General features: G+C 65.7%; 22 protein-coding genes and 1 pseudogene. 14 read left to right on the top strand and 9 right to left on the bottom strand.

Annotation, left to right across the window (positions count from 1 at the left end; translation table 11 throughout):
• The first annotated feature begins 189 nt into the window (after positions 1-189).
• From AC1DQR_RS21405 to AC1DQR_RS21365, 9 genes are all read left to right on the top strand, one after another.
• Complete coding sequence (locus AC1DQR_RS21405; protein ID WP_416051846.1) at positions 190-1,080, top strand: MBL fold metallo-hydrolase; 891 nt, start codon at positions 190-192, stop codon at positions 1,078-1,080.
• 106 nt (positions 1,081-1,186) lie between these two features.
• Positions 1,187-2,101 (top strand): LysR family transcriptional regulator, encoded by a 915-nt coding sequence (locus tag AC1DQR_RS21400; protein ID WP_416051847.1) that lies wholly within the window; start codon positions 1,187-1,189, stop codon positions 2,099-2,101.
• Positions 2,102-2,394: 293 nt separating this feature from the next.
• Positions 2,395-3,141 carry a 3-oxoacid CoA-transferase subunit A gene (locus AC1DQR_RS21395; RefSeq protein WP_477133756.1) on the top strand — a complete coding sequence of 249 codons (747 nt, stop codon included), beginning with the start codon at positions 2,395-2,397 and terminating at the stop codon, positions 3,139-3,141.
• Between the two features lie 5 nt (positions 3,142-3,146).
• A complete protein-coding gene (locus tag AC1DQR_RS21390) occupies positions 3,147-3,809 on the top strand; it encodes a 3-oxoacid CoA-transferase subunit B (RefSeq protein WP_416051849.1) in 663 nt (220 codons plus the stop codon).
• Positions 3,810-3,882: 73 nt separating this feature from the next.
• Complete coding sequence (locus AC1DQR_RS21385; protein ID WP_416051850.1) at positions 3,883-5,181, top strand: MFS transporter; 1,299 nt, start codon at positions 3,883-3,885, stop codon at positions 5,179-5,181.
• Between the two features lie 58 nt (positions 5,182-5,239).
• Positions 5,240-5,575, top strand: a complete 336-nt coding sequence (mmlI, locus tag AC1DQR_RS21380) for a 4-carboxymethyl-4-methylbutenolide mutase MmlI (RefSeq protein ID WP_477133755.1) — start codon at positions 5,240-5,242, stop codon at positions 5,573-5,575.
• 95 nt (positions 5,576-5,670) lie between these two features.
• The gene (gene catC / locus AC1DQR_RS21375) at positions 5,671-5,946 is read left to right on the top strand and encodes a muconolactone Delta-isomerase (RefSeq protein WP_416051852.1); all 276 of its coding nucleotides are present in this window, start codon (positions 5,671-5,673) and stop codon (positions 5,944-5,946) included.
• 149 nt (positions 5,947-6,095) lie between these two features.
• Positions 6,096-6,677: a tripartite tricarboxylate transporter substrate binding protein gene (locus tag AC1DQR_RS21370; protein WP_416051853.1), complete on the top strand. Its 582-nt coding sequence runs from the start codon at positions 6,096-6,098 to the stop codon at positions 6,675-6,677.
• Positions 6,678-6,913: 236 nt separating this feature from the next.
• Positions 6,914-7,261: an SDR family NAD(P)-dependent oxidoreductase gene (locus AC1DQR_RS21365; protein ID WP_477133784.1), complete on the top strand. Its 348-nt coding sequence runs from the start codon at positions 6,914-6,916 to the stop codon at positions 7,259-7,261.
• Between the two features lie 212 nt (positions 7,262-7,473).
• Here the strand turns inward: AC1DQR_RS21365 and AC1DQR_RS21360 are convergent, their stop codons facing one another.
• From AC1DQR_RS21360 to AC1DQR_RS21350, 3 genes are all read right to left on the bottom strand, one after another.
• Positions 7,474-8,433 (bottom strand): Bug family tripartite tricarboxylate transporter substrate binding protein, encoded by a 960-nt coding sequence (locus AC1DQR_RS21360; protein ID WP_416053373.1) that lies wholly within the window; start codon positions 8,431-8,433, stop codon positions 7,474-7,476.
• Positions 8,434-8,569: 136 nt separating this feature from the next.
• Positions 8,570-9,823: an alkyl sulfatase dimerization domain-containing protein gene (locus tag AC1DQR_RS21355; RefSeq protein WP_477133754.1), complete on the bottom strand. Its 1,254-nt coding sequence runs from the start codon at positions 9,821-9,823 to the stop codon at positions 8,570-8,572.
• Positions 9,824-9,834: 11 nt separating this feature from the next.
• A complete protein-coding gene (locus AC1DQR_RS21350; protein WP_416051856.1) occupies positions 9,835-12,180 on the bottom strand; it encodes an arylsulfatase in 2,346 nt (781 codons plus the stop codon).
• Between the two features lie 355 nt (positions 12,181-12,535).
• On the opposite strand from AC1DQR_RS21350, the gene AC1DQR_RS21345 reads away from it, so the two are divergent.
• The 3 genes from AC1DQR_RS21345 to AC1DQR_RS21335 all read left to right on the top strand — a co-directional run bounded on the left by AC1DQR_RS21345 (position 12,536) and on the right by AC1DQR_RS21335 (position 16,071).
• A complete protein-coding gene (locus tag AC1DQR_RS21345; protein WP_477133753.1) occupies positions 12,536-13,693 on the top strand; it encodes a porin in 1,158 nt (385 codons plus the stop codon).
• Positions 13,694-13,895: 202 nt separating this feature from the next.
• Positions 13,896-15,215 carry an MFS transporter gene (locus AC1DQR_RS21340; protein ID WP_477133752.1) on the top strand — a complete coding sequence of 440 codons (1,320 nt, stop codon included), beginning with the start codon at positions 13,896-13,898 and terminating at the stop codon, positions 15,213-15,215.
• Positions 15,216-15,360: 145 nt separating this feature from the next.
• Positions 15,361-16,071, top strand: a complete 711-nt coding sequence (locus tag AC1DQR_RS21335) for a TetR/AcrR family transcriptional regulator (protein WP_416051859.1) — start codon at positions 15,361-15,363, stop codon at positions 16,069-16,071.
• Positions 16,072-16,178: 107 nt separating this feature from the next.
• Here AC1DQR_RS21335 and AC1DQR_RS21330 read toward each other — a convergent pair.
• From AC1DQR_RS21330 to AC1DQR_RS21305, 6 genes and pseudogenes are all read right to left on the bottom strand, one after another.
• A pseudogene (locus AC1DQR_RS21330) lies at positions 16,179-16,286 on the bottom strand (IS6 family transposase); the annotation flags it as partial.
• A 112-nt stretch (positions 16,287-16,398) separates the two neighbouring features.
• Positions 16,399-17,385: a tripartite tricarboxylate transporter substrate binding protein gene (locus AC1DQR_RS21325; RefSeq protein ID WP_416051860.1), complete on the bottom strand. Its 987-nt coding sequence runs from the start codon at positions 17,383-17,385 to the stop codon at positions 16,399-16,401.
• Between the two features lie 33 nt (positions 17,386-17,418).
• Positions 17,419-19,167, bottom strand: a complete 1,749-nt coding sequence (locus AC1DQR_RS21320) for a long-chain fatty acid--CoA ligase (protein ID WP_477133751.1) — start codon at positions 19,165-19,167, stop codon at positions 17,419-17,421.
• A gap of 141 nt (positions 19,168-19,308) precedes the next feature.
• Positions 19,309-20,073: a crotonase/enoyl-CoA hydratase family protein gene (locus AC1DQR_RS21315; RefSeq protein ID WP_477133750.1), complete on the bottom strand. Its 765-nt coding sequence runs from the start codon at positions 20,071-20,073 to the stop codon at positions 19,309-19,311.
• A gap of 45 nt (positions 20,074-20,118) precedes the next feature.
• On the bottom strand, positions 20,119-20,886 hold the full coding sequence (locus AC1DQR_RS21310) for an SDR family NAD(P)-dependent oxidoreductase (RefSeq protein ID WP_477133749.1): 768 nt from the start codon (positions 20,884-20,886) through the stop codon (positions 20,119-20,121).
• 42 nt (positions 20,887-20,928) lie between these two features.
• Positions 20,929-22,107, bottom strand: coding sequence for a thiolase family protein (locus AC1DQR_RS21305; protein WP_416051864.1), 1,179 nt, complete (start codon positions 22,105-22,107; stop codon positions 20,929-20,931).
• Positions 22,108-22,513: 406 nt separating this feature from the next.
• Here AC1DQR_RS21305 and AC1DQR_RS21300 point away from each other — a divergent pair, with 406 nt between their 5' ends.
• Positions 22,514-23,197 (top strand): TetR/AcrR family transcriptional regulator, encoded by a 684-nt coding sequence (locus AC1DQR_RS21300; RefSeq protein WP_416051865.1) that lies wholly within the window; start codon positions 22,514-22,516, stop codon positions 23,195-23,197.
• On the top strand, positions 23,194-23,418 hold the full coding sequence (locus AC1DQR_RS21295; protein WP_416051866.1) for a flavin reductase: 225 nt from the start codon (positions 23,194-23,196) through the stop codon (positions 23,416-23,418). Before AC1DQR_RS21300 ends, AC1DQR_RS21295 begins: the two co-directional genes overlap by 4 nt.
• Positions 23,419-24,682 lie beyond the last annotated feature (1,264 nt).

Genomic DNA, 24,682 nt, shown 5'->3' with positions numbered 1-24,682 from the left:
CGGAGGGGCAGGGGCGGACGTCGCCGGATGCCGCTGGCTGCGGCGGGTAACGCCGTCCGAAACCCCACTTTCGGAAAGCGAAATTGGCACCTGCGGTGAAATCGCCGATGCTTGGAGCCTGCCAAGCGGAGCCGCCGATCCGGCGCACCGGTCCCGGTCCGCATAGAACAAAGAAGGAGACACCGTATCATGATGCAAACGCGCACCGTCGGCGACCTGAAGGTCACCCGTATCCTCGAATATGCCGGTCCCACGCACGATCCGGCCTTCCTGTTCCCCGACATCGACCGCTCGGTCCTGGATGCGAATGCCGGCCTGATGGCGCCGCACCATTGGATCCCTCACATGAACAAGCTGATCGTGACGATCCAGTTCTGGGTGGTGCACGCGGGGAGCCATATCATCGTCGTCGATACCGGCGTGGGCAACTTCAAGCCGCGCGCGGGCATCGCACGCATGAACATGCTCAATACCCTGGTGCGCGAATGGATGATCGCGGCCGGGGCGCCGCCGGAGAAGGTCACCCACGTGGTCATGACGCACCTGCATGCCGACCACGTCGGCTGGAACACCACTTGGCAGGACAACCGCTGGGTCCCCACCTTCCCCAACGCGCGCTACTACCTCCCCAAGGACGACTTCGTCTTTTGCGAGCAGGGCCGCAACAAGGAGCCGGGCGTGGTGGACGTGTTCGGCGAATCGTTCTTCGACAGCGTGATGCCGGTGGTCGACGCGGGGCTGGCCGAGATGATCGAGCCGGGGCGCGAGATCGCCGATTGCCTGCAGGTAGAGGCCGCCGCCGGCCACAGCCCGGGACAGGTCGCGTTTCGGGTCCGTTCGCGCGGCGAGGAGGCAATCTTCTGTGGCGACATCCTGCACAGTCCGCTGCAGATCGTGCGCCCGGACGTGAACTCCGGCTACTGTATCCGCCCGGACCTTGCCCGCAGCACGCGCCTGACCTTCCTCAACCAGGCCGCAGACACCGGCGCGCTGGTGCTGCCAGTGCATTTCGGCGAGCCGTACTGTGGCTACGTGCGGCGCCAGGGCCAGGGCTTCCGCTTCGAGCCGGCGGGCTGGTAGCACAAGGCGGCCGGGCTGCGCGCCGGCGCCCGCGCCATGGCGCCAGGTTCCTCCCGCATCGGGGTTATCATTCCCTGCTACATGATTGAGCCGCGAGACCTGCTGCATGGCTGTTCCCTTCGACATCACCGACTTCCGCCTTTTCGTCAACGTGGCGGAAACGCGCAGCCTGACCCGCGGCGCCGAGCGTTCGTTTCTTTCGGTGCCGGCGGTCAGCAACCGCATCAAGAATCTCGAGGACACGCTCGGCGTACGCCTGCTGGAGCGCTCGCCGCAGGGCGTGGCGCTGACGGCGGCCGGCGAGGTCTACCTGCACCACGCGCGCGTGGTGCTGGCCGAGTTGGAGCGGCTCACCGGCAACCTGCAGCCCTTCACCGCAGGCCTGAGCGGGCAGGTCAAGCTGGTGGCCAACACCACCGCCATCACCGAATACCTGCCGCCAGTCATCGGGGAGTACCTCGCCACCCATCCGGATGTGCGCATCGACGTGCGCGAGCGCCTGAGCGATGACGTGGTGCGCGTGGTCCGCGAGGGCGGCGCCGATCTCGGCATCATCTCCGGCAATGTGCCTACCGCGGGCCTGCAGGCAGTGCCCTTCGTCAAGAGCGCGCTGATCCTGGTCGCGCCGCTCGGCCATCCGCTGCTCGCGGAGCCGGCCGTGTGGTTCGAGCAGTCGCTTGAGCATGCCTTCGTCGCCTTGCTCGAGGGCAGCGCCTACCAGATGTTCCTGACGCGCGCCGCGGGCGCGCTGCACAAGCCCATGACGATCCGGGTGCACGTGGCCAGCTACGACGCCACCTGCCGCATGGTGGCCGCCGGCGCCGGCATCGCCATCATGCCCAAGGCCGCCTTCGCGCGCCTCAAGGCCGAGCAGCGCATCGGCTGCAGCGACCTGCTCGACGACTGGGCCGTGCGCACCTTCCAGGTCTGCGCGCGGGACCTGGAAGGCTTGTCCAGCTTTGCGCGCGAGTTCGCCAACCGCCTGATCGGCCACTACGCGCCCGCCGGCGGCGCGGCCTAGCTGCGGGGGCGGCGGGCCACCTGTCACTCTTCCCGCCCACCCGGGGCGCCTTCTCTTTCCCTTCTCTTCGCCTTCCTTTCACCGTTCGCAGTTGCCCTCGGCACAGCGCGCGAGGCCCCTCGCCGTTCGTCGCGCATGGCATAAGCGCACCTTGCCGAAGGCTTCCCGCCGGCCCTTCACGGCGGCCCTGCCCCAGTCTTTAACGCAGTGCTAAGGGTGCTTGCAAATCGCGAAATTGTTTGGCTGGCAGGTGCATGGCAATCTTGCCGTACCCGATAACAACGACGCGAGACATGATCGACAAGCTCTACGCAACAGCGCGCGAGGCGGTGGCCGACGTGGCTGATGGCGCCACCATCGCCATCGGCGGATTCGGCGGCGCCGGCATGCCCGACGAATTGATCGATGCCCTGGTCGAACAGGGTGCCAAGGATCTCACCGTGGTGAGCAACAACGCCGGCAACGGCGACACCGGCCTCGCCGCGCTGCTCAAGGCGCGCCGCGTACGCAGGCTGATGTGCTCCTTCCCGCGCCAGCGCGATGCCTATGTCTTCGAGGCACTGTATCGCGCCGGCGAGATCGAGCTCGAAGTGATTCCCCAGGGCACGCTGGCAGAGCGCCTGCGCGCGGCCGGCTGCGGCATCGGTGGCTTCTATACGCCGACCGGCCACGGCACGCTGCTGGCCGCAGGCAAGGAAGCGCGCCGCATCGGCGCGCGCGACTACGTGCTCGAGTATCCCATCCACGTTGACGTGGCCCTGATCAACGCCGCGGCAGCCGACCGCTGGGGCAACCTCGTCYACAACAAGACCGCGCGCAACTTCGCACCTGTGATGGCGATGGCCGCCACCACCACCATCGCCGCGGTGACGCGTGTGTGCGAACTGGGAGAACTGGACCCCGAGGCCGTCGTCACGCCCGGCATCTTTGTCAAGCGCGTGGTGCTGCGCGACGGTGCCCGCGCGCTGCCGATGCGCGGGCTGGAAGGCGCGGCGGCAAACCTGCAGGCAAGCGCAAACGCAAACGTACAGGCAAGGTGAGGCAAATGGACCAAGTGGCAAGAAACCTGCTGGCCGCGCGCGTCGCGCGCGACATCCCCAACGGCGCTTACGTCAACCTCGGCATCGGCCTGCCCACGCTGGTGGCCAACCATCTGCCGCGCCACCGCGAAGTCATCCTGCACAGCGAGAACGGCGTGCTGGGGCAATGGTCGGCCGCCGAACCCGGCCAGGAAGACTGGGCGCTGATCAACGCCGGCAAGGAAGCGATCCGGCTGGAGCGCGGCGCGGCCTTTTTCCATCACGCCGACGCCTTCGGCATGATGCGCGGCGGCCATCTCGACATCTGCGTGCTTGGCGCCTTCCAGGTCTCGGAACGCGGCGACCTCGCCAACTGGCACACCGGCGCGCCCGACGCCATCCCCGCGGTGGGCGGCGCCATGGACCTGGCTATCGGCGCCAAGCAGGTGTTCGTGATGATGGACCACCTGACCAAGGATGGCGCGAGCAAGCTGCGCCACCAGTGCAGCTACCCGCTCACCGGGATGGCATGCGTAGGCCGCGTGTACACCGAACTCGGCACCTTCGCCATCGGCCCGCGAGGGGTGTCGGTCATCGAGATCGTCGGCGACATGTCGCCGCAGGCGCTGCAGTCGGTCACCGACGTGGCGCTCGACTTCACGACGATGGTCATGGCCGAGTACGCCTGAGCACGGGGCGGGAGCCGCGCGCGGCAGCAGGACCAAGACAAGACAGAAGAGTCAGAACAGACAGGAGACGACAATGACAGGTTGGTACAAGGCTGGGAATGCCCAGCAGAAGAAGACGTTCTGGGCCTGCTATTCCGGCTGGGCGCTGGATTCCTTCGACATGCAGATGTTCAGCTTCCTGCTGCCCGCGCTAACCGCGGCGTGGGGCCTGAGCAAGGCCGAAGTGGGCGTCCTGGGCACCGTGGCGCTGGTCGTCACTGCCATCGGCGGCTGGGGCGCCGGCATCCTCAGCGACCGCTACGGCCGCGCGCGCATCCTGGTGTTCGCCATCGTCTGGTTCACGTTCTTCGGTGTGCTTGCCGGCTTCGCGCAGTCRTACAACCAACTGCTGGTCGCGCGCACGCTGCAAGGGCTGGGCTTCGGCGGCGAATGGGCCGTCGGCGCCGCGCTGATGGCCGAGGTGATCGACCCCAAGCACCGCGGCAAGGCCATGGGCTTCGTGCAATCCGGCTTCGCCCTGGGCTGGGCGCTGGCGGTGGTGGTGGCCACGGCGCTGCTGGCCTGGCTGCCGCATGACCTGGCCTGGCGCGTGGCCTTCTGGAGCGGCGTGATCCCGGCCTCGATCGTGCTCTTCATCCGCCGCCACATCAAGGACTCGGCCATGTTCGAGCGCGCCAGGCAGAGCCGCATGGCGCGCGCCTCGCTGGCCTCGGTGTTCAGCCGCCAGTACGCGCGCTCGCTGATCCTCTCCAGCGTACTGGTGATCGGCCTGCAGGCCGGCTGCTACGCCATCCTGATCTGGCTGCCCTCGCTGCTCGCCCAGCGCCAGGTGGCCGCGTCCTCGATGATCGTCACCGTATTTATCATGGCCTTCGGCTCGTTCTGCGGCTTCGCCGTGGCCGCAGACCTGGCCGACCGCATCGGCCGGCGCCCCACGCTGATAGGCCTGGCCGTGTGCGCGTGGATCGTCACCGCCTGTTATATGCTGCTGCCGCTAAACCCGGCGCTGGCCGCCGTGCTCGGCTTCCTGGTCGGCTTCTCCGCGATCGGTATGTTCGCCGCGCTGGGGCCTTTCCTGAGCGAGATGTTCCCCACCCAGGTGCGCACCACCTGCATGGGTTTCGCCTACAACGTCGGCAAGTCTGTGGGCGCGGGCTCCGTCGTCGGTGTCGGCGTGCTATCCACCCACATCGGCCTCGCCAACGCCATGGGCGCCTTCTGCCTGGTGGCCTATGCCATCGCCGTGTTCGGCATCCTGCTGTTGCCCGAGACACGAGGCATCGCCATCGAGCACATCGGCGCGGCGGAAGGCGCCAACGCCGATACCCGCGCCGCGACAGCGCTCGCCGAGCCCGCGCGGGCGCATACTTGATGCGCGGCGCCGGCAGGCGCGCGCCACACAGAACTGATCCATACCAAGAGGAGACACGATGATCCGTATGCTGTACCTGCTGGTGAAGCCAGAAGGCATGTCCGATGCCACCTTCCGCGCCGAATGCCGGCGGCACTACGACATGTCGCACGACGTGCCGGGCCTTCACAAATACGAGGTCCGACTCGTCGCCGAGCAGCCCACCGACACCCACGTGCCCTTCTTTAGCATCGGCCACGTCGATGCCATCGGCGAATGCTGGTTCGAGAACGAAGCGGCCTACGCCACCTATATGGCTTCCGACATCCGCAAGATTTGGTTCGAGCACGGCAAGACTTTCATCGGCCGGCTCAAGCCCTTGCGCACCGAGACGGTCGGCGACGGCGCGGGCTGAGCCGGACCAGCCCCCGCTGTCCACTACCGGGCGGGCCCCGGCCGGCGCATCGCGCGACCGTGCCCCGCCAAGCAACCATCCTTCAAGGACACACCATGCTTTACCACGTGCAGATGGAAGTGAAGATCCCCGACTCCCTGCCGGCCGAACAGGCCGACGCCATCAAGGCCGCCGAGAAGGCGCGGGCCATCGAGATCCAGAAATCCGGGAAGTGGCCTCACCTGTGGCGCGTCGTGGGCCGCTACGCCAACGTCAGCATCTTCGATGTGGAGAGTAACGATGAACTGCACGCGCTGCTGTCGTCGCTGCCGCTGTTTCCCTATATGACCGTCCAGGTCACACCGCTGGCGCAGCATCCGTCGGCGATCTGATGGCGGCGGGGCAGGCTCTGGCCATACCGCCGCGGACTGCTTCAATGACAAAGCCGGCCGGCCTTGCGTGAGACAACCATGAGATCCCAGCCGATAGCCTGGGCGAGCCGATCGGCGCCACCAAGAGCACGCTCTCGCTGGGCCTGGGCGTGAAGTCCTTGACCGGGTCGTACGGCAGGTTCGCCATCGACTACGTCAAGGCCAGCCCGACCGAGCTGGCCTATTGCTCCTGGGGCGTTGGCTCCGGCGGCCATCTCGCCATGGAGGTCCTGAAGGCCAGGACGGGCATCAAGCTGCGACATGTGCCCTACAAGACGGCCACCCAATGCAGCAACGACCTGGCGGCCGGGCACGTGCAGATAGGCTTCGCTGATTCGGTATCCGCGTTGCCGCACCTGAAGTCCGGCCGCATTCGCGCCGTGGCGGTCTCCGGGCCGGAGCGGCTGCTACCGCCGCCCGACGTGCCAACCATGTCGGAGCAGGGGGTGAAGTTCGACTACGCCAGCTGGCTGGCCGCGTTCGGGCCCCGGAACCTGCCGGCGTCGATCGTCTCGCGGCTCAACGCGGAGATCAACAAGATCATCGCGTCGCCCACCGAGCGCGCGCGCTTCGAGGCCATGTACCTACGGCCCGGCGTGCCATCCAAGCCCGAAGACCTTGGCCGGCTGGTGCGCGACGACCTTGCCGCCTGGGGCGAAGCCGCCAGGATCGCCGGGTTGAAGGCGGAGTAGCGGCGCGACGCCAGATCAAAAGAGATTAAACAACTAGCGAGAACGGGAGACAGAGCAGGTGAAGAACAAGGCATGGACGGTGTTGGGGACTCGCGTTGCTGGCAGGCGATGTTTGCGCGGGGGCTATGCACTTGTTCGGCGTCGTGGACGCGTCGATCGAATATGCAAAGGGCTCCGACAGCGTGGTGCGGATGCGCGAAGGGCGGACACCGGCACGATGCGCGGCAAATCCCTGAATCGAGGTCAATCTGATTGGCGCCTTCCATACAGCGCGCGCCGCCATCGCGCATCTGCGCCGGCGTGGCGGCGGCAAGATGATCTTTACCGGTTCCGGCTCGCGCTACCGGCCAAATCCGGGGATGTCATCCTACGCCAGCGCCAAGCTAGGCATGTGGATGCTCACGCAGACACTGGCCGCGGAATTGCAGGACGCCAACATCAGCGTCAATGAACTGATCCCCGGGCCTGTTCGCACCGAGATGACCGGCTTCGGCGAGACACTCGCGCTAGCCGGCCGGAACGGATGCGGCATCTGCCCATGCCAGCGGCGGAAGGCATTGATAAGACTGGTCGCTGCGGCTTGATCCGGCTCGCACGGAAATACCCGAAGACCCAGACCAGATTGGGCGCGCGCGTGAATACCCTGCCGCGGCAGGTGACGGTGTCGGAGAAGTTCAGAGGTTTGTCGTCGATGGTGAAGGCAATGTCGCCGAGTTTACTCAGATCAACGCCCCAGTCACCAAGACCGCAAGGCACTAGGGGGTTGGCGACTGGCAATCCGGAGATGGAGAGCGTCTTACTCGGCGCTGATGTGGTTTGCTCGGATGACTTCGCTCCACATCCGGATATCGCTGCGCACGGTCTGCGCGAACTGCTCGCTGCTTTTGGGCGGCATCTCGGACATGTTCAACTGGATGAAGCGCTGCCGCATCTCGGGGTCGGCCAGCACGCGGTTCACCTCCGCGTTAAGGCGTTGCACGATCGGCGCCGGTGTGCCGGCCGGCGCGAACATGCCATACCAGCTATCGGTATTGAAGGGAAAGCCCTGCTCGGTCATGGTGGCAAGGTCGGGCAGGGCCGGCCCGCGGCGCGTGCCGCTCAGCGCCAGGACCCGGATCTTGCCGGCGCGGATCAACTGCAAGGGCGAGGAAGAATCGACGAAGGCCACTTTGACGATGCCGCCTTGCAGGTCGTTCAGGATCTGCGGCACCGTCTTGTATGGCACGTGCCGCAGCTTGATGCCGGCCTGCATCTTGAGCGACTCCATAGTCAGGTGGCCGCCGGAGCCCACGCCCCAGGAGGCGTAGTCGTAGGCATCGGGATTGGCCTTGATGTAGGCGACGAACTCTTTCAGGTTGCGCGCGGGGAAATCCGGCGACACCACCAAGAAATTGCCCCCTGAGCCAACCTGGGCCACCGGGATCAGGTCGCGCAAGGCATCGTAGGGCAGCTTCGGTTGCAGGGTCTGGTTGATCGCCACGGACGCCGCATAGGTAAACAACAGCGTGTAACCGTCCGGCTTGGCCTTGGCGACGGCGTCGTTGCCGATCATGCCGGTAGCACCGGTCCTGTTATCGATCACGATGCTTTGCTTGAGCGCTTTGCCCAGGCGCTCGGCTAGCAGGCGGGCAAAGAGGTCGGTGCCGCTACCGGCCGAAGACGGCACAACCAGGCGGATAGGCCGCGCCGGCCAAGCGGGTTCGGCATGGGCCGCGCCAGCCGCCGCCAGGCTGCCGGCGCTTGCCAATGCCGCCATGGCGATCCCGCCGAGGCTGCGCATGGCATGCTGCCGTGAGATGACGCCGCTCCGCACAGGGTTGGGCGATGGGCATTGCTTTGCGATGTTGGACATGTTTGTCTCCCTTGGAGCCCGTGAGGGGCCTGTGCCAGCGTCAGCGAATGCCAAAGGCGTGCCCGTTGCCTTGCTCGATCATGTCCGCGGTTGCCGTATAGAGGCTGCGCGACACATAGCTTCGGACCTGGCCAGCGCGCTCCCGCAGCCAGCGGGCCTTGAGCGACCTTGCCTTGGCGAGCGTGGGCGTATCGTCGCGCGCGGTAGCCAGCACGTCGATCACATGCAGGGCGAGCTGAGTCTCACCGCGTTCCGCCAGCGCCTCTGCATGGCGGATCACGGCGTCATGGTCGGCGATGGCCGCGACGATCTCCGCGGCCGCGCGCTCGAGCGGTGCCGGATGCAGGGAGGTCGGGTTGCGGTCCCACCACCCATTCTCCGAGCGGTAGATGTCGCGTGCGATGTAACTCGGATCGCCATAGGTCGGCCGCATCCAGGGCTGGTCGAACAGCTCGGGCGGTAGTTCTAGCGACGCCAGTACCTCGCGCTCGCCGCAGCCCGCATTCATCAGCCTGACAACCTCGTCGCGCAGCCAGCGCAGCGCGCGCGCCGTCTGCGTCAAGACGTGCTGGCACGATTCGCTGCCTTCAAGGGTTGCGCCAAACTCGCGTACCACCGTGCCTGGCTGGAGCGCGGCAAGCCGCTCCAGCGTCTCGGCCCAGCGCACGGTGTCGCGCAGGGTGCGGAAAGGTGTGCCGATATTCGGGATCGAATCGATGACGGCCGGGCCGCCATACAGCAGCCGCAGGCCGGGCAGCCAGACGGCGATGGCGTCGTCGGTTTCCGATGGGGCCCAGATGATCTCGGCGCGCCGCGCGCCCTGTCCGAGGGTCATCCCATCGGTGAAGGTCTCGGTCGGCGCGGGGCAAACCAGGCGTCCGGCGAGCTTGCCGGCGCGGTGCCGGAACTGGATTTCGGCCATGCGTTCCTGCAGGCCCATGGTGGCCTGGTAACGGGCCCGGCGGCCGATCACATTGGCGTGAGCGAGCACGCGCGGCGCCGGCTCGCCGCGCCCGCTCGCATGTGCCAACCATTCGGGCAGGCCGGCGTTGTAGCCGATGTGGCCGTGGCTGAAGCAGATGGCGATGACCGGCAGGTCCGTACTGGCGCGCAGGGCGGCAATCATGCCGAGCGTGACCTTGCCGCCGGGGCCAGCATCCACTACCAGCAAGCCGCCGCCAACGTCGGCCACGAAAGACTGACCTTGGCCGTGCAGCAGCCATACGCCTTCTGCCACGGCCTCGCAGCCAGTGCCTGTCACGAGTGCCGAAGGGCGGTCTTCGATGTCTTGCATGTTCTGTCTCCTTATTTGTAGCGCAGCCAGACTTCATGGACGGTGCCGCTGAACCGGAACGGCGCGCGGTCGAAATACTCATGCGCGACGGGCGAGCCGAGGTCGCACCCGATGTCGAAGGTTTCACATGCACTGAAGGCACCAGGCACCGTGATGCCCACCTCCGTCGCGGCAATCTGCTCGCCGTTCACGCGTAGCACATAGCTGGCGGCGCGCCTGGGTGCCCGGCCTTCGGACATCGTGAACTCGATCTCCAGGGCGTGCCTGCCTGCAGGGAGGCGATCGGGCGAGCGCACTTTGTAGCGGCACATCCCCAGCATGTTGTATTCGTAGGCGAGGTAGCCGTCGTCCATGAAGAGGCTGACGCCGCCGTTGAAGCCGCCCATGGCATAGAGCACGCCGCTGGCGCGCTCGCCGAACTCGGCATCCACGGTGGCGATGTGGTCGCGGGAGCGGATGTTCGGCGCGGCGTTCTCGGGAATGCGCGTGATGTCCCCACTAAAGCGCCAGGCAGCCTGCTTGGGGGCGACGCGGTCTGTCGGATGGATCACCACCCGATAGACCGCGCCCAACGGGTAGACCTTGTTGATCCCCGCCTGCGCGGCGAACATATCCTTCATCTGCGCCAGCTTCCCGGGCTGTTCCTGGGCCAGGTCCCGTGCCTGCGAATAGTCCGCGCGGATGTGGTAAAGCTCCCAGACATCGTTGTCCGGATCCCAGGTATCCAGCCCAGGCGTCGTGGTCACCCAGGGAATGCGCGGCCCGAACACACCTGCCGTCCAGCCATCGTGATGCACCATGCGGCTGCCGGCGACCTCGAAGTACTGCACGCCCTTGCGGCCGGCCGCGGCCGGCTCGGCGAAGGTGTAGGCCATCGATATGCCGTCCAGCGAATCCTGCGCCACGCCATTGAGTTCAAGCGGCGCAGTGATGCCCAGGATGTCGTAGATGGTGGGCGCGATGTCGTTTACATGATGGAACTGCGTGCGCGGCACGCTATCCGGCTTGATGCCGCGTGGCCACGAGACCACCAGGGGCGTGCGCGTGCCGCCGAAGTGGGCGGCAATCAGCTTGGTGCTCTGAAATGGCGTGGATCCAGCCCAGGCCCAGCCGGCGTGGTACATATTGTTGGTCTTGCGGCCGCCCAGCGCGTCGAGCCCGCCCAGGCCGTCCAGAACGTCAAGATGCTGCTCGATCGTGCTGGGGATGCGGTTCTGCGCAAGCAATTCGACAACGGTGCCGTTCTGTCCTTCCGCACTGCCGCCGTTGTCGCTGAACACAAAGAACACCAGCGTGTTCTCGCGCAAGCCCAGGCGTTCCAGTTCATCAATGATCTTGCCAAGCTGCGCGTCGGTATGTTCCAGGAAGCCCGCATAGACTTCCATCAGCCGCCTCTGGAAAGGGCGTTCGGCTTCGGGGATGCTGTCCCAGCCTGGCAGGGTGTCGGGGCGCGGCGTGAGCTCTGCGGATTCCGGGATCCAGCCCATCTCCTTCTGGCGCGCGAAAGCGCGTTCCCGGTAGGCATCCCATCCGTCGTCGAACTTGCCCTTGTACTTGTCGGTCCATTCCTTGAAGACCTGATGTGGCCCATGCACCGCGCCAGGCGCCCAGTACATCATGAATGGCTTGTCCGGCGTGATGGCGGTATGGCGGCGCAGCCAGCGCGCGGCCTTCTCGGCCATGTCCTCGGTCAGGTGGTAGCTCTCGTCACGCGGTGGCTCGATCAGCGTGGTGTTCTCGACCAGGCGCGGCTCGTACTGGGAGCTTTCGCCGCCCAGGAAGCCGTAGAAGTGGTCAAAACCGTGACCTGTGGGCCAGCGGTCGAACGGACCCATCTGCGTGGTCAGGTTGGCGGGTGTGTTATGCCATTTTCCAAAGGCGGCGGTGTTGTAGCCCCAGGCCCGAAGCACTTCGGCCAGGGTGCCGGCGCTTTGGGGAATTACCCCAACGTAGCCGTCCCAGTCCGTGGCGTATTCGGAAATATGCCCGTAGCCGACGCGGTGCGCATTACGCCCGGTGAGCAGCGAGGCGCGCGTGGGCGAGCACACGCCACAGTTATGAAAAGCGTTGTAGCGGATGCCGCTGTCGGCTAGCCGCGTGAGTGTGGGCGTATGGATTTCACCGCCGAAGGTGTCCGGGTGCGCAAAACCCGCGTCGTCCAGCATCACGATCATCACGTTGGGCGCGTCCCGCAGCAGCGGCTGCGCTTTGCGGCGCTGGTGGGTGGACTCGGACAGCTTGCGTCCTGCCACGCTGGCACTGGGCGGCGCTGGAAAGGGCAGGTGGCTGCCCGCACCGGGGGTGGTGTTGTAGGTGCCGATACCGGACCCGGCCTCGGTCTTTTCGGGCTTTTCCATGTTGTCTCTCTCCATGTTTGGGCGCTGCATGCGTGTACTGGACGGGTCAGGATAGCAATAATCTCATGCATTAATACTTAGAATTATCCCTAGCGAGCTGATGCGCGGACCGCCAGTCATGTGGCGTCCTGGCCGCAACTGTGTCGAAATTGTGCTGCAAGATACACGCCATCATTGATGGGCCGAGAACAGGACGCAACGCGATCGGGAAATCCCCAGATGCCCGAACGAATTCGTGCGCTTAATCTCTCGCATTACAAATTAAGACATCGGATTAAACAGGGGCATGGCGCGGTCGAGCGCGGCACGCATGTCCATGTGCGATCCCTTCAACGAACACAACGGAGGAAGACTGATGAAGAAGAAAGTGCTGTTCGCCGTGGCCGCTGCCAGCGTATTGGGGCAGGGGGCTTATGCACAATCGTCGGTGACGCTGTACGGCGTCGTGACCGCAAGCATGCAGTACGTGAACCACGCGCAAAACGTAGCCAACGGCGTGCTGGCGCCCGGCAGCGGCTCCCAATACCTGATGAACTCGTCGGGCATCGCACAGTCGCGCTTCGGCCTGCGCGGCGTGGAGGATCTCGGCGGCGGGCTGCAGAGCCTGTTCGTGCTGGAAAGTCAGTTCAACACCGACAACGGCCAGCTTGGCGGTGGCCTGTTGTTCGGCCGGCAAGCCTTTGTGGGCCTGAAGGGCGGCTACGGGCGGGTGACCTTCGGGCGCCAGTACACGTCTTCCTTCCTGACCATGGGCAACTTCATGCCCGCTGCCTACGCGCCCGAGTTCGAACCGGTAGTGGGCTTTGCCGGTCCGAACTTCCGCGAGAACAACATGGTCCAGTACCAGGGCCAGTTCGGTGGGGTCTCGCTGAACACGCATTGGTCCCTTGGCGAGCGCAGCGGCAGCCTGGCCGCGGGGTCGGCTTATGGCATCGGCGCCTCCTACTTTTCCGATGGCTTTGGCCTCGGTGTGGCCTATGACGAGGTGAAGACGCTTAACACTGCCCAGGCCACTGGCGCTTCCGGCTCGAACGACTATGGCCGCGACATGCGCGCCGCCATCGGCGCGAGCTATACGCTTGGCAAGGTCAAGTTGATGGGCGGCTACCGCTGGGGCAATTCGGTGGCGCCCGCCACCGGCACGCCTACGCTGCTGCCGCATCGCGACGATATGTACTGGCTGGGCCTGAACTGGGAAGCGACGTCGGCGCTGCGCCTGACATTGGCCTATTACTACGACGACATCAAGCAGGCCACCATCGCCGGCAGCAAGGTCAATCCGCCGAATCCGCAGCAATATCTGGCGCTGGCGGATTACAGCATTTCCAAGCGGACCGATTTCTTCGCCGCGGCGATGTATGCGCGCAATGCATCGCTGAACTGGGACAACATCGCTTACCTGCCCAACGGGCAGTCGGTCGGCTATTTGCCGGCCACCTCGCAGACGTACTACAAGACGCCGGGCGCCAGCGGGCAGCTCGGGGTTTCGCTGGGCATCCGCACGATCTTCTGAGGGCGCTGTCCCGGGTACAGCGCTGCGTGCGCCGCACGCAAGGCCGATCCGCCGCGTACGGGGAAAACCCCAGTGTGCGCTGCGTTCGATTAAAACTAAGCTCGATGCCCGGGGTAATCCTGGGGATTAACTCAAGGTGGTCGGTGCGGCACCCGAGGTGGTTCTCGGCGTGCCCGCCGCATGCGCCATGGAGTACTGAACCATGCCGGATTCGCTGACAACTTCCCCGCCGCAGGACGCCATGCGCGACCAAGGTGCCGCCGTGCGCGCCAACGCTTACCAGCCCCGCAAGGCATGGGCGATGGCCACCTGGCTGACGGTGTTCTCCTCCATCAACTTCCTGGACAAAGTCGTGCTGGGCATGGTGGCCGTGCCGGTCATGCGCGAGCTTCACCTCAGCCCGACGCAGTTCGGCCTGATCGCGGGCAGCTTCTTCTGGCTGTTCTCTGTGTCGGCGGCCGTCGTGGGCTTTATCGGCAACCGGGTGGCGGCGCGCTGGCTGCTGCTGACCATGGCGATCCTGTGGTCGCTGGTGCAGCTTCCGGTGGCGTTCGCCTCCGGCGCCGCGGCGCTGCTGGCGTCGCGCGTGATTCTCGGCGCGGGCGAGGGACCGGGTTTTCCGGTATCGGTGCACGCGCTGTACAAGTGGTTCCCACACGAGAAGCGCAACCTGCCGGTAGCCCTGATCAACCAGGGCGCGGTATTCGGCTTGCTGCTGGCAGGGCTGGCCGTGCCCTTCATCACGCAGCACTGGGGCTGGCGCGCCAATTTCCTCTTACTGTCTGCCGCGTCGGCACTGTGGGCGCTGGGCTGGCTGTGCTTCGGCCGCGAAGGCACGCTGCAAGCCGAGCCGGTGCGGCGCGGCGCAGCGGGCCGGCGTGTGCCTTACCGCCGGCTGCTCACGGATGCGACCGTGTTGTCGGGCTTCGTGGCCGGCTTCGCGGCTTATTGGGGGCTCGCCTTGGTGCTGACCTGGATGCCGTCCTACCTGGAGCAGGGGCTAGGATATGACGATGTGACCGCCGGCAGGATGTTCGCGGTCATCGTGGCCGTTGGCGTGCCGGTCAGCCTGACGCTGAGCTGGTGCTCGCAGCAGTTGCTGCGGCGGGGCACTTCCTCGCGCGTGGCGCGGGCGGTGTTCGGCAGCGCTTGCGTCGGCGCCGGCGGCTTGCTGTTCCTGGCGCTGCCACTGCTTTCGCTTGCGCCGGGGGGGAAGGTGGCGTTGCTGGCGCTGGCGGCGACGCTGCCGCCGGTTGCGTTCGCGGTAGGGCCGGCCCTTCTTGCCGAGATCGTTCCCGATGCGCAGCGCAGCGCCATCATCGCACTGAGCACGGCGGTGGCGACCAGCGCCGGCGCGATCGCGCCGGTGGTGATGGGACGCCTCGTGCAGGTGCAGGGCCATGCCGGCGCGCATGGTTTCGAGCTCGGCTTCACGGTGTGCGGCGCGGTCATGCTGGTTGGCGCCATCATCGGCGTGCTGGGCCAGAATCCCGCGCGGTCGCTGCGGCGCTTGCGCGGCTAGTCATATTGATCTCAGACGCGGGCGGCATGCTTGCCCGCTTGATGGCATTGCACCCATAATTCCAAATATTAAAATATGGGAACAACAGTTTATGAGCCATGGACGCCAGCGTTCTCTTGCTACGGTCCTTGCCGATAGCGCGCTAATGGAAAAGCCGCCGGCGCGAAAGGCTTCAGCCGAGGCCGGGCAGGCCAGCGGCAATCCGCTGGAAAGCGAGACGGCCCGGCGCATGCTCGAGATCGCCGAGCGTCTGTTTGCCGAGCATGGCGTCGAACTGGTGCCGCTGCGCCAGATCGTGGTCGAAGCGGGCCAGCGCAACCGCTCGGCGCTGCACTATCACTTTGGCTCGCGCGAGGCGCTGGTCAGCCAGCTGCTTAATTTCCGCCTGACCCATATCAACAAGGTGCGCAACCACTACCTGGACGAAGTCGAGGCGGCCGGCCTGGGTGGCGATGTGCGGGCCATCGTGGAGGCATCGATCAGCGCGCTTGCCGATACCATCTGCGACACGCCCTGGGGCGCGCTCTATGTGCAGGTGCTGGCGCAGGCCACCTTCAGCCCGAGCCTGGTCAACGCGGACATGATCGATTTCGACGCGATGTCCGGCGTGCTGCGGTCCAGGAAGATGATTGCCGCTGCGTTGCCCGGCATCCCGCGCAAGGTCTTGCATAACCGCCAGATGTGGTTCAACAACAGCGTGGTCTATTCGCTGGCGCAGTGGTGCCGCCAGACCCAGGGCCCTGCAAAGCGCGGCCAGCCTCCCGTCGCGGACCTGGTGGATTACTGCACCGCCGCGCTGATGGCGCCCATCGGCAAGCTGCGGGCGGTGCCGCGCAGCAGGAGCCGGCCCGCTTGACGCGGGGCATGATTGCACGGGGATACGAAACTGCGCTATCACGGTCACCGGAGCAGTAGGACATCATGTTCGGAACCGTACTGATCGACTGCCCGCCATAGCAGTTAAGGCTCACCGCGCAGCGTAACAAGCACTTCGTCCAAATGCCATGTACTGCTGGGCTAGCGGCGGGCGGCCTTGACGCGGTGCGCGAAGCCCGCACCAAATTCATCGCACTATCTGACGCGACCGCTTCGGCAACGTGACAACGCCACGGGCATTGGCCAGCACAGGTGGGACGCTACACAGACGGTCTCACCTGCGCTCAGCGGGGGCGCGGCCGGGCGCTCAGTCGAGCTGAATATGGGCGTCGCGCACGATGCGGGCCCACTTAGGCGTATCCGTGCTTACCAGCGCCGCCAGTTCCTCAGGCGTGGAGCCTACCGGCTGGAGCCCCATGGTCGCCAGCCGCTGCCACACCTCGGGCACCTTCGTGATGCGGGCGACCTCGGCCGACAGCCGGGCCGTGATATCGCGCGGCGCGCCTGCCGGGAGGAAAAAGGCGAGCCAGCCGCTGGCCTCGAAACCGGCAAAGCCGGCCTCGGCGAAGGTCGGCACTGACGACAGCGCCTTGTGCCGCTGCGCGCCAGTGATGCCGAGGACACGGAATTTTCCCGAGTTCAGGTAAGGATAGGCCGACGACACGTCAATAAACGCCGAGTCCACCTGCGCGCCCAGCACGTCGCTCACAAGTGGCGCCGCCCCCTTGTAGGGAATGTGGACCAGGTCGATGCCGGCCTGCATCTTGAACTGCTCGCCGTGCAGGTGAGATGACGTGCCGTTGCCGTAGGAGCCGTAGCTGAGCTTGCCCGGGCTGGCCTTGGCCAGGGCCACGAACTCGGCCAGCGTGCGGGCCGGCACCCGATTGGGTACCACGAACAGGTCCGACGAGCGTGCCACCAGCGAGACCGGTGCGAAGTCACGCTCCACGTTGTAGGGAACCTTCTTGTACAAACCGGGCGACTGGATCATCGCGGTGATGGCAAACAATACCGTATAGCCATCCGGTGCCGCCTTAGCCACGATGTCGTTGCCCAGCATGCCGCTGGCGCCGGGCTTGTTGTCCACCACCACCGGCTGGCCCAGGGACTGGGACAGCCGCTGCCCTATCAGCCGGGCCACCGTATCGGTGCCGCCACCGGCCGGATAGGGCACCACCAGCCGCAGCGGGCGCGAAGGATAGGTGCTCTGCGCGCGTACGCTCCCGTTTCCCAGCGCCGCCGCGCCAACCAATGCGGCCGCTTGCGCCAGCCAGTGTCTTCTTTCCATCTGCATGGCTATCTCCTCTGCTCTATATTCCGGTATTTCTCAGTCTGCGCGGCCCTGCAACGCCGACGCTTGCTCGGCTTCCTGCAGCGTTCTCCACAAGATCTTGCCGGTTGCCGACTTCGGCAGCGCATCCACAAAGCCAATGAGGCGGGGCACCTTGTAGGCTGCCAGCCGCTCACGGCACCACTGGGTGATCTGTTCGGCACTGGCCTCTTCGCGCCCCTGCATGTCAGGCTTGAGCGCAATCACGGCCTTGACCGTCTCGCCGCGGCGCTCGTCCTGGACGGCGATCACGCAAACCTCATGGATGGCCGGGTGCCCGTAGAGCAGGTTCTCCACCTCGGCCGGCCAGACCTTGAAGCCGGACGCATTGATCATGCGTTTGAGCCGGTCGCGCATGAAGAAATAGCCGTCGTCGTCGATGAAGCCGAGGTCGCCCGTACGTAGGAAGCGCTTGCCGTCAATTTCGATAAAGCTCTCCGCATCGGCCTCCGGATTACGCCAGTAGCCTCGCATCACCTGCGCGCCGCTGGCGACGATCTCTCCCAGCTCGCCTTGCGGCAGCTCGGCGCCGGTCTGCGGATCGATCACGCGCGCATCGACCCCGAAGGTGGCGATGCCCAGGCATTCCCGCTTTGGGCGGTGACGCGGATTGGACAGCAGGAAAGCGGCGGTCTCGGTCATGCCATACGCCTCGATATAGCGCAGGCCGAAGCGCTCCTGCAGCATGTCTGCCACGGCATCGGGCATGGCCGCCCCGCCGCCGCCCAGGAAGGCCAGGCTGGAAAGATTGCGCTCAAGGATGCCCGGCTGGGAGAAGAAGTCCACCAGCATGGCCGGGGTCGCGGCCCAGTTCGAGACACGGTAGCGCTCGATCAGCTCCGCGGCCAGCGCGCGGTCCCAGCGTGGCAGCAGCACGATGGTGGCCCCCAGGTAAAGTGGCGCATGGATGCCGTTCTGCATGCCCAGCATGTGGTACAGCGGCGCTACGGACAGGAAGACTGTCTCGGGCGTATTGCTGCGCCAGATCTGCGAGCCCACCGCCGCGCTCGTCAGCGTGCCATGGGTGTGGATGCAGCCCTTGGGGTGGCCGGTCGTGCCAGAGGTGTAGGCCAGCATGCACATGGTGTCATGGCTGGCGGCGTGCGGCGCCGGTGCCAGGCCGGCCGCATCCGCGTCCTGCCAGCGCACCAGCGTGCCACCTGCCGGGGCCTGCTGCGCCGGCAGCGCGCAATCGCGCAGCCAGGCGGGAACTGCCGGGCCGTCGTCCGCAGCGGCCGGCAGCATGTCTGCGTAGTCGTGGACGATCACGTGCGGGAGCGCGGCGCCGTGCAGCGGCGCCAGGCGCTCGTACAGCTCGGAGGCGGCGAAGGCCACGCGCGCTCCGCTGTCGCCTGCCACGTGCTCCAGCTCCGCGGTCAGCCACATCGGGTTGGCCGGCACCACCACGGCTTCGGCGCGCAGGATGGCGTAGTAGGCAATGATGAATTGCGGGCAGTTCTGGGTGTACAGCAGCACGCGGTCGCCCGGCACGACGCCGCAGGCGCGCTGCAGGTAGCCGGCCATGCGCTCGATCTGTTCGTGCAGCGTGGCATAGCTGATCGCGCGGCCGAAGTACTGGATGGCGGTCTTGTCCGGGTAGCGGCGCGCGGCCACTGCTACGTTGTAGAACAGGCTGGTGCGAGGCACATGCACTGCTGCGGGCAAGCCGGGGGGCCAGAAGGGGGACAAGCCTGAGGCTTGGGCAGCTCTCGGTTGCACAGCGTCGGGGGGGAATGGTTGTGTCATGTTGTACCGGTGTCTGTAAAGATGAAAACGGTGAGCGGCCGGACACACAGTTCCATCGAGACAGATCTTGCAAGTGCGAACGACCTTGGCCGCGGATGGCCGCTTGACGCAGCGATCGCAGCCATGTTGCAGCCATGTGGCTTATTTCCCGGCCCAGACGGGCTTGCGCTTCTCGGCGAATGCCGTTGCTCCTTCGCGGGCGTCGGCGGAAGCGAAGACAGGGTCGAGCAGCGGTTTCTGCCGCGAGAACATTTCCTCTCGCGACCAGTCGCCGGACTCCGCCACCACGTGCTTGCTGGCGGCAATGGCGAGCGGACCGTTGACGCCCACCGCGGCGGCGAGTTGCAGTGCGCCGTCGAGCGCGCCGCCGGCATCGGTCAAGCGGTTGACGAGGCCCAGTTCGTAGGCGCGTTCGGCCGGGAGCACGTCGCCGGTCAGCGCGTATTCCATGGCAATGTGGTACGGCACGCGGCGCGGCAGGCGGATCAGGCCGCCGGCTGCCGCTGCGAGGCCTCGCTTCACTTCGGGCAGGCCGAACTTCGCCTCGCGCGATGCCACCACCATATCGCAAGCCAGCACCAGCTCGAAGCCGCCGGCCAGTGCGTAGCCTTCCACGGCGGCAATCAGTACCTTGCGCGGCGCTCGCTCGGTCACGCCGCCAAATCCGCGGCCCGGAATGCTCGGACGTTTGCCGGCGAGAAAGCCCTTCAGGTCCATGCCGGAGCAGAAGGTGCCGCCGGCGCCGGTCAGCACGGCAAGGCTCAGGTCGTCGCGGGCGTCAAGTTCGTCTAGCGCGGCGGCGATGGCGGTGGCCGTCTCGAAGTCCATTGCGTTGCGGGCCTGCGGACGGTTGATGGTCATCACCATCACGTTGCCTCGGGTTTCCAGCAGAAGCGTGTCACTCACAGGGTGTCTCCTTTCCTCGATGGGTTGGATGTGGAACGGCGCGCTTTAGCGTGCTGCCATGCGGATGGCGCCGTCCAGACGAATGGTCTCGCCGTTCAGCATGGCGTTCTCGAGGATGTGCATGGCGGTGGAGGCATACTCGTCCGGCGCGCCCAGGCGGGCCGGGTGTGGCACCGAGGCGCCCAGTGCGGTCTTTACGTGCTCGGGCAAGCGGGCCAGCAGCGGGGTGTCGAACAGGCCAGGGGCGATCGTGCAGACGCGGATCATGCGCTGCGCCAGGTCGCGCGCGGCGACGAGGGTCATGCCGACGATGCCGGCCTTGGCCGAGGCGTACGGGATCTGGCCGATCTGGCCTTCGAAGGCAGCCACCGAGGCGGTCAGCACACAGGTGCCGCGTTCGCCGTCCACCGGTTCGTTGGTTGCCATGCGCGCGGCGGCCAGGCGTAGTGCATTGAAGGTGCCGATCATGTTGATGCGCACCACGTGCTCATATTTCTCCAGCGATCCGGGCGAGCCGTCCTTCTCCACCACGCGGACCGGCGCGCCAAGGCCAGCGCAATGCACCAGGGCGCGCAGCGGGGCCAGCGCGACGGCAGCGTCGAAGACGCGCGTCATCTGCCCGGTGTCGGTCACGTCGGCCTGCACGAAGGTAGCCTGGCCGCCCAACGCGTCAAGGGCGGCAGCACCGCGCTCTTCGGACACGTCCGCGATCACGACCTTCACGCCTTTTTCCACAAGGCGGCGTGCGCTGGCGAGGCCCAGGCCCGAAGCGCCGCCGGTAACGACGGCAGACATGGTGTTGTCGAGTTTCATGCTGCATCTCCTGTGTCTTCTACGTATTTGGGGAGGCGCGGTTCAGACGCGCTCGATGATGGTGGCGTTGGCCATGCCGCCGGCTTCGCACATCGACTGCAGGCCGAAGCGCTCGCCGCTGTCTTCCAGCGCATGCAGCATGGTGGTCATCAGGCGCACGCCCGAGGCACCCAGGGGGTGGCCCAGCGCGATGGCGCCGCCGCGTGGATTCAGGCGCGCGCCGTCTGCCTTCATGGTTTTCTGCCAGGCCAGCGGCACGCTGGCAAAGGCCTCGTTGATCTCGTAGTGGGCGATCTGGTCGAGCGTCATGCCGCTCTTGGCCAGCACGCGCTGGCTCGCGGGGATGGGGGCGGTCAGCATCTCCACAGGATCGGCGCCGATCACGTCGAAGCCGACGAAACGGGCACGCGGCTTGAGCCCCAGCTTGATTGCCATGCGCTCGCTGACGATCAGCATGGCGGCGGCACCGTCGCTGATCTGCGAGGCGTTGCCGGCAGTCACGCTCCAGCCGAGCTGCGGGAAGCGCGCGCTGAGTTCCTCGTTGCGGAAGGGCGACGCCAGCGTAGCAAGGCGCTCGACCGTGGTGTTGGCCCGGATGGTCTCATCCTGCGCCACCAGCCCGCCGGGCGTGCGAATGGGCAGGATTTCGCGTGCGAAGCCGCCGGCTTCCCGGGTCGCGGCGGCGCGCTGGTGGGAGCGTGCCGAGTAGCTGTCCATCTGCTCCCGCGAGATCTCCCACTTCGCCGCGACCAGCTCGGCGGCCACGCCTTGCGACACCAGGCCCGGCGCGTAGCGCGCCTCCATCGAGGGGCCATACGGGTTCTGGCCAATGCGGGCCGAGCCCATCGGCACGCGGCTCATCGATTCGATGCCGCAGGCGATGACCACGTCATAGGCGCCGGCCATGATGCCCTGGGCGGCAAAGTGCACGGCCTGCTGGCTTGAACCRCACTTACGGTCGATGGTGGTGGCCGGCACGTGCTCCGGGAAGCCTGCGGCCAGCCAGGCCACGCGGCCAGGGCCGGCGGACTGCTCGCCGGCCTGCGTGACGCAACCGGTGATGATGTCGTCCACCAGCCCAGGGTCGAGGTTGTTGCGCTGCACCAGCCCGGCGAGCACTTGCGCCAGCAACTCCGTGGCGTGCAGCTCGGTGAAGGCGGAGCCGGGCTTGGAGCGGCCCAGGGGCGAGCGGATGGCATCGACAATATATGCCTGTTGCATGTTGATACTCCTTTTGTATTCGCGTTTGGGAGGGGATAGAGGCCGCGCGCTGATGCCCTCTATGGCAAGGGCAGTGGAACGACTGACGGTGTGAAGCTCGTGTTCGCTGTCGCACGCGCTGTCAGCGCCACGAAGAGATGGCCAGGCGCATTCTTTGCTCGATTCATGAATGTCTCCTCGTGATTATTTGAGCTGGACGCTGGTTCGAGGATGGGCGCGTCACAGCCATGTCGCGCAGGGACGCAATACCGGCGGAGCGGCTCCCTACGATTTCCTGAATCATAGATACTTGCCATCTGTCTGGCAAGTGTGGGTGCTAAGATGCCTTCGCCGTCGCGTCATAGCAGGTGGCCGCAAGGCGGGTTGGTAAGATAGCGGCGACAATCAGGTATCCCTTTCTTCACGTATGGAAAATCAACCTCAAGCCCCAAGCCAGAAGCCGGTAAAGTCCCGCCGCACGCAGCATGAAAGAAGGGAAGAGGCAACGCGGCGCATTCTCGAAAGCGCGATCGAGCTAATCTGCGAGAAGGGCATGGCCGGCGTCACCATGCGCGAAATTGGCGCGCGCTCCGGTTACAGCCGCGCGTTGACCGCGCATCACTACGGAGACAAGGAGGGCCTTCTCGTCGCCCTGGTTGACCAGATTGGCGTGAACATCCGCAAGGCGCGACTGGCCAACAGTCACGCGAAGCCTGGCCTGGAAACCGTTCTGGAAATCGTTCGCTTCACCCTCGGGCGGGATCCGGCGCACCTCAAGGTGCTGCAAGCGTTCAACGTGATTCTTTCCGAGGGGCGCAGCCCGGGTGGACCAGTCGCATTGGCGCTGGAGCGTATGACGCGCGAGTCAGCGGCACATATCGAAGCCGAGCTTCGAATCGGCATTGAGGAGGGCGAGATTCGATCCGACCTGGATCCGGCCGAGGAGGCAATGGCCATCGTCGGGACGATCCGAGGCATCTCCGCGCAGTTCTTGTTTGGAGCGAGCCACGTCAACGCCGAGGGCGTGCGCCAGTCGATCGTGAGCATCCTCGAACGCGGACTGGCGTCACTGCCAACGCGTTCAGTTCGGTCTCGCCCGATTCGCCGTTGATTCTCTGGAGCCAGTCGCTCACGTCGCGCAGCTATCCCGCGTTCCGCGAGAACGATCGTTTTGTTGTCAACATTCTCGCCGACGACCGGGTCGCCGTCTCCGATCACTTTTCCCGCGCCGGCAAGGACGAGTTCCAGGCCATCGGCTACGACGATGGGCTGCGTGGTTCGCCAGTCCTGCCGGGCGCGGCCGCCTATCCGGGGTGCAGCCCATTCGCCTGACCTTATTGCGGCCATCCGTGCACTTGTCGTGCAGTTTTTTCCCGAACGACTGATGCCCTCAGCAACCTGAGTCAGGGCTTGTTAAGCCAACTGGTGGTCAGTGTCAGTCAGCTCTTTCAGATCGGCCTGTATATCTTGACGGCTGCCGTAGCTGTGCCCACTGCCCTCGAAGGCAGTTCGCACATGGACCTCTTGCCTGGCACGCGCCGTGTCACTTGCCCCTCTCTGCCTGCGTGCGTAATAGCCTGCACGGCTCACGCTCAACACCCGGCAGGCACGGCGGATCGAACGGCCGACCCTCAATCCGTCACGACCTTAGCTGCCAACTGATGCGCAGCCTTGGCCTTCGCCCACGCTGCGCATCAATCGATGATCGGCTTAGCTTACGACACAGCAAAATGAAGGAAATGGTTTGGCCGGAAAGATCCTCCTGTCCCTCACCACGGGCGATGTGTAGCGCTTGTGCAGATCGAGCACGGCCGGATGGTCCAGGCGCGGCCCCAGAACCCGTTCCAGTGCAGGATGGATCTGGGTGAGCGGTTACTGGTATCGAAGTTTGTGCGGATGGAGCGGATTGGCCGCAACAACGGTGGCAAGTCTCGGCATCCACGTTACGGACGGCCTCAGGATGTTCCGGCCGAGCCCCTATTAGCGATCACCAGCCACCCACCGGGCCCGCTGACAACACCCGCGGATATGGACGACTGGGGGCAGGAATCATGCCGGCCTGGCTGACCAAAGTCCCAATTATCGGGGCATGAAGATAGTAACGGGGCCAAGAGGGGGACACCCACGTTCGATTCGGCGGCTGTCGCGATACGGCCGAATCATTGGCGACGATCCATCGCAACCACGCCAGGATGCCGTACCCATGAACTGGGAGACCGATCGCGCTTTTTAACCCACCAACTTTGAGATTTCAACCCACTTTACTTGGGACATGGAGCCCTAAGTCATTGCTTCTTCGGGAGCGCGTTGCCCGTTTACTATGAGACGGGACACCGGCCTCAGCGTCACGTGTTGTCAACGCCGATTTAAAAGTGACCCACTTTCCCAAGATTCGCCGAAGTAAAACTGACCCACCTGGGTCCTGTCAGCCGGCCGTCTTCGCGGTAGTCCGACTGTTCGTTTGCCCTGCCCGGCGCTTGTCCTTCAGCCGATAGCTCTCAACTGACCCACCTGGGTCCTGTCAGCCGGCCGTCTTCGCGGTAGTCCGACTGTTCGTTTGCCCTGCCCGGCGCTTGTCCTTCAGCCGATAGCTCTC

The sequence above is a fragment of the Cupriavidus sp. 05L411 genome (genome assembly GCF_056398045.1).
Note: the sequence above shows the minus strand (reverse complement) of the source record. Positions and strands in the feature narration are given on the sequence as shown.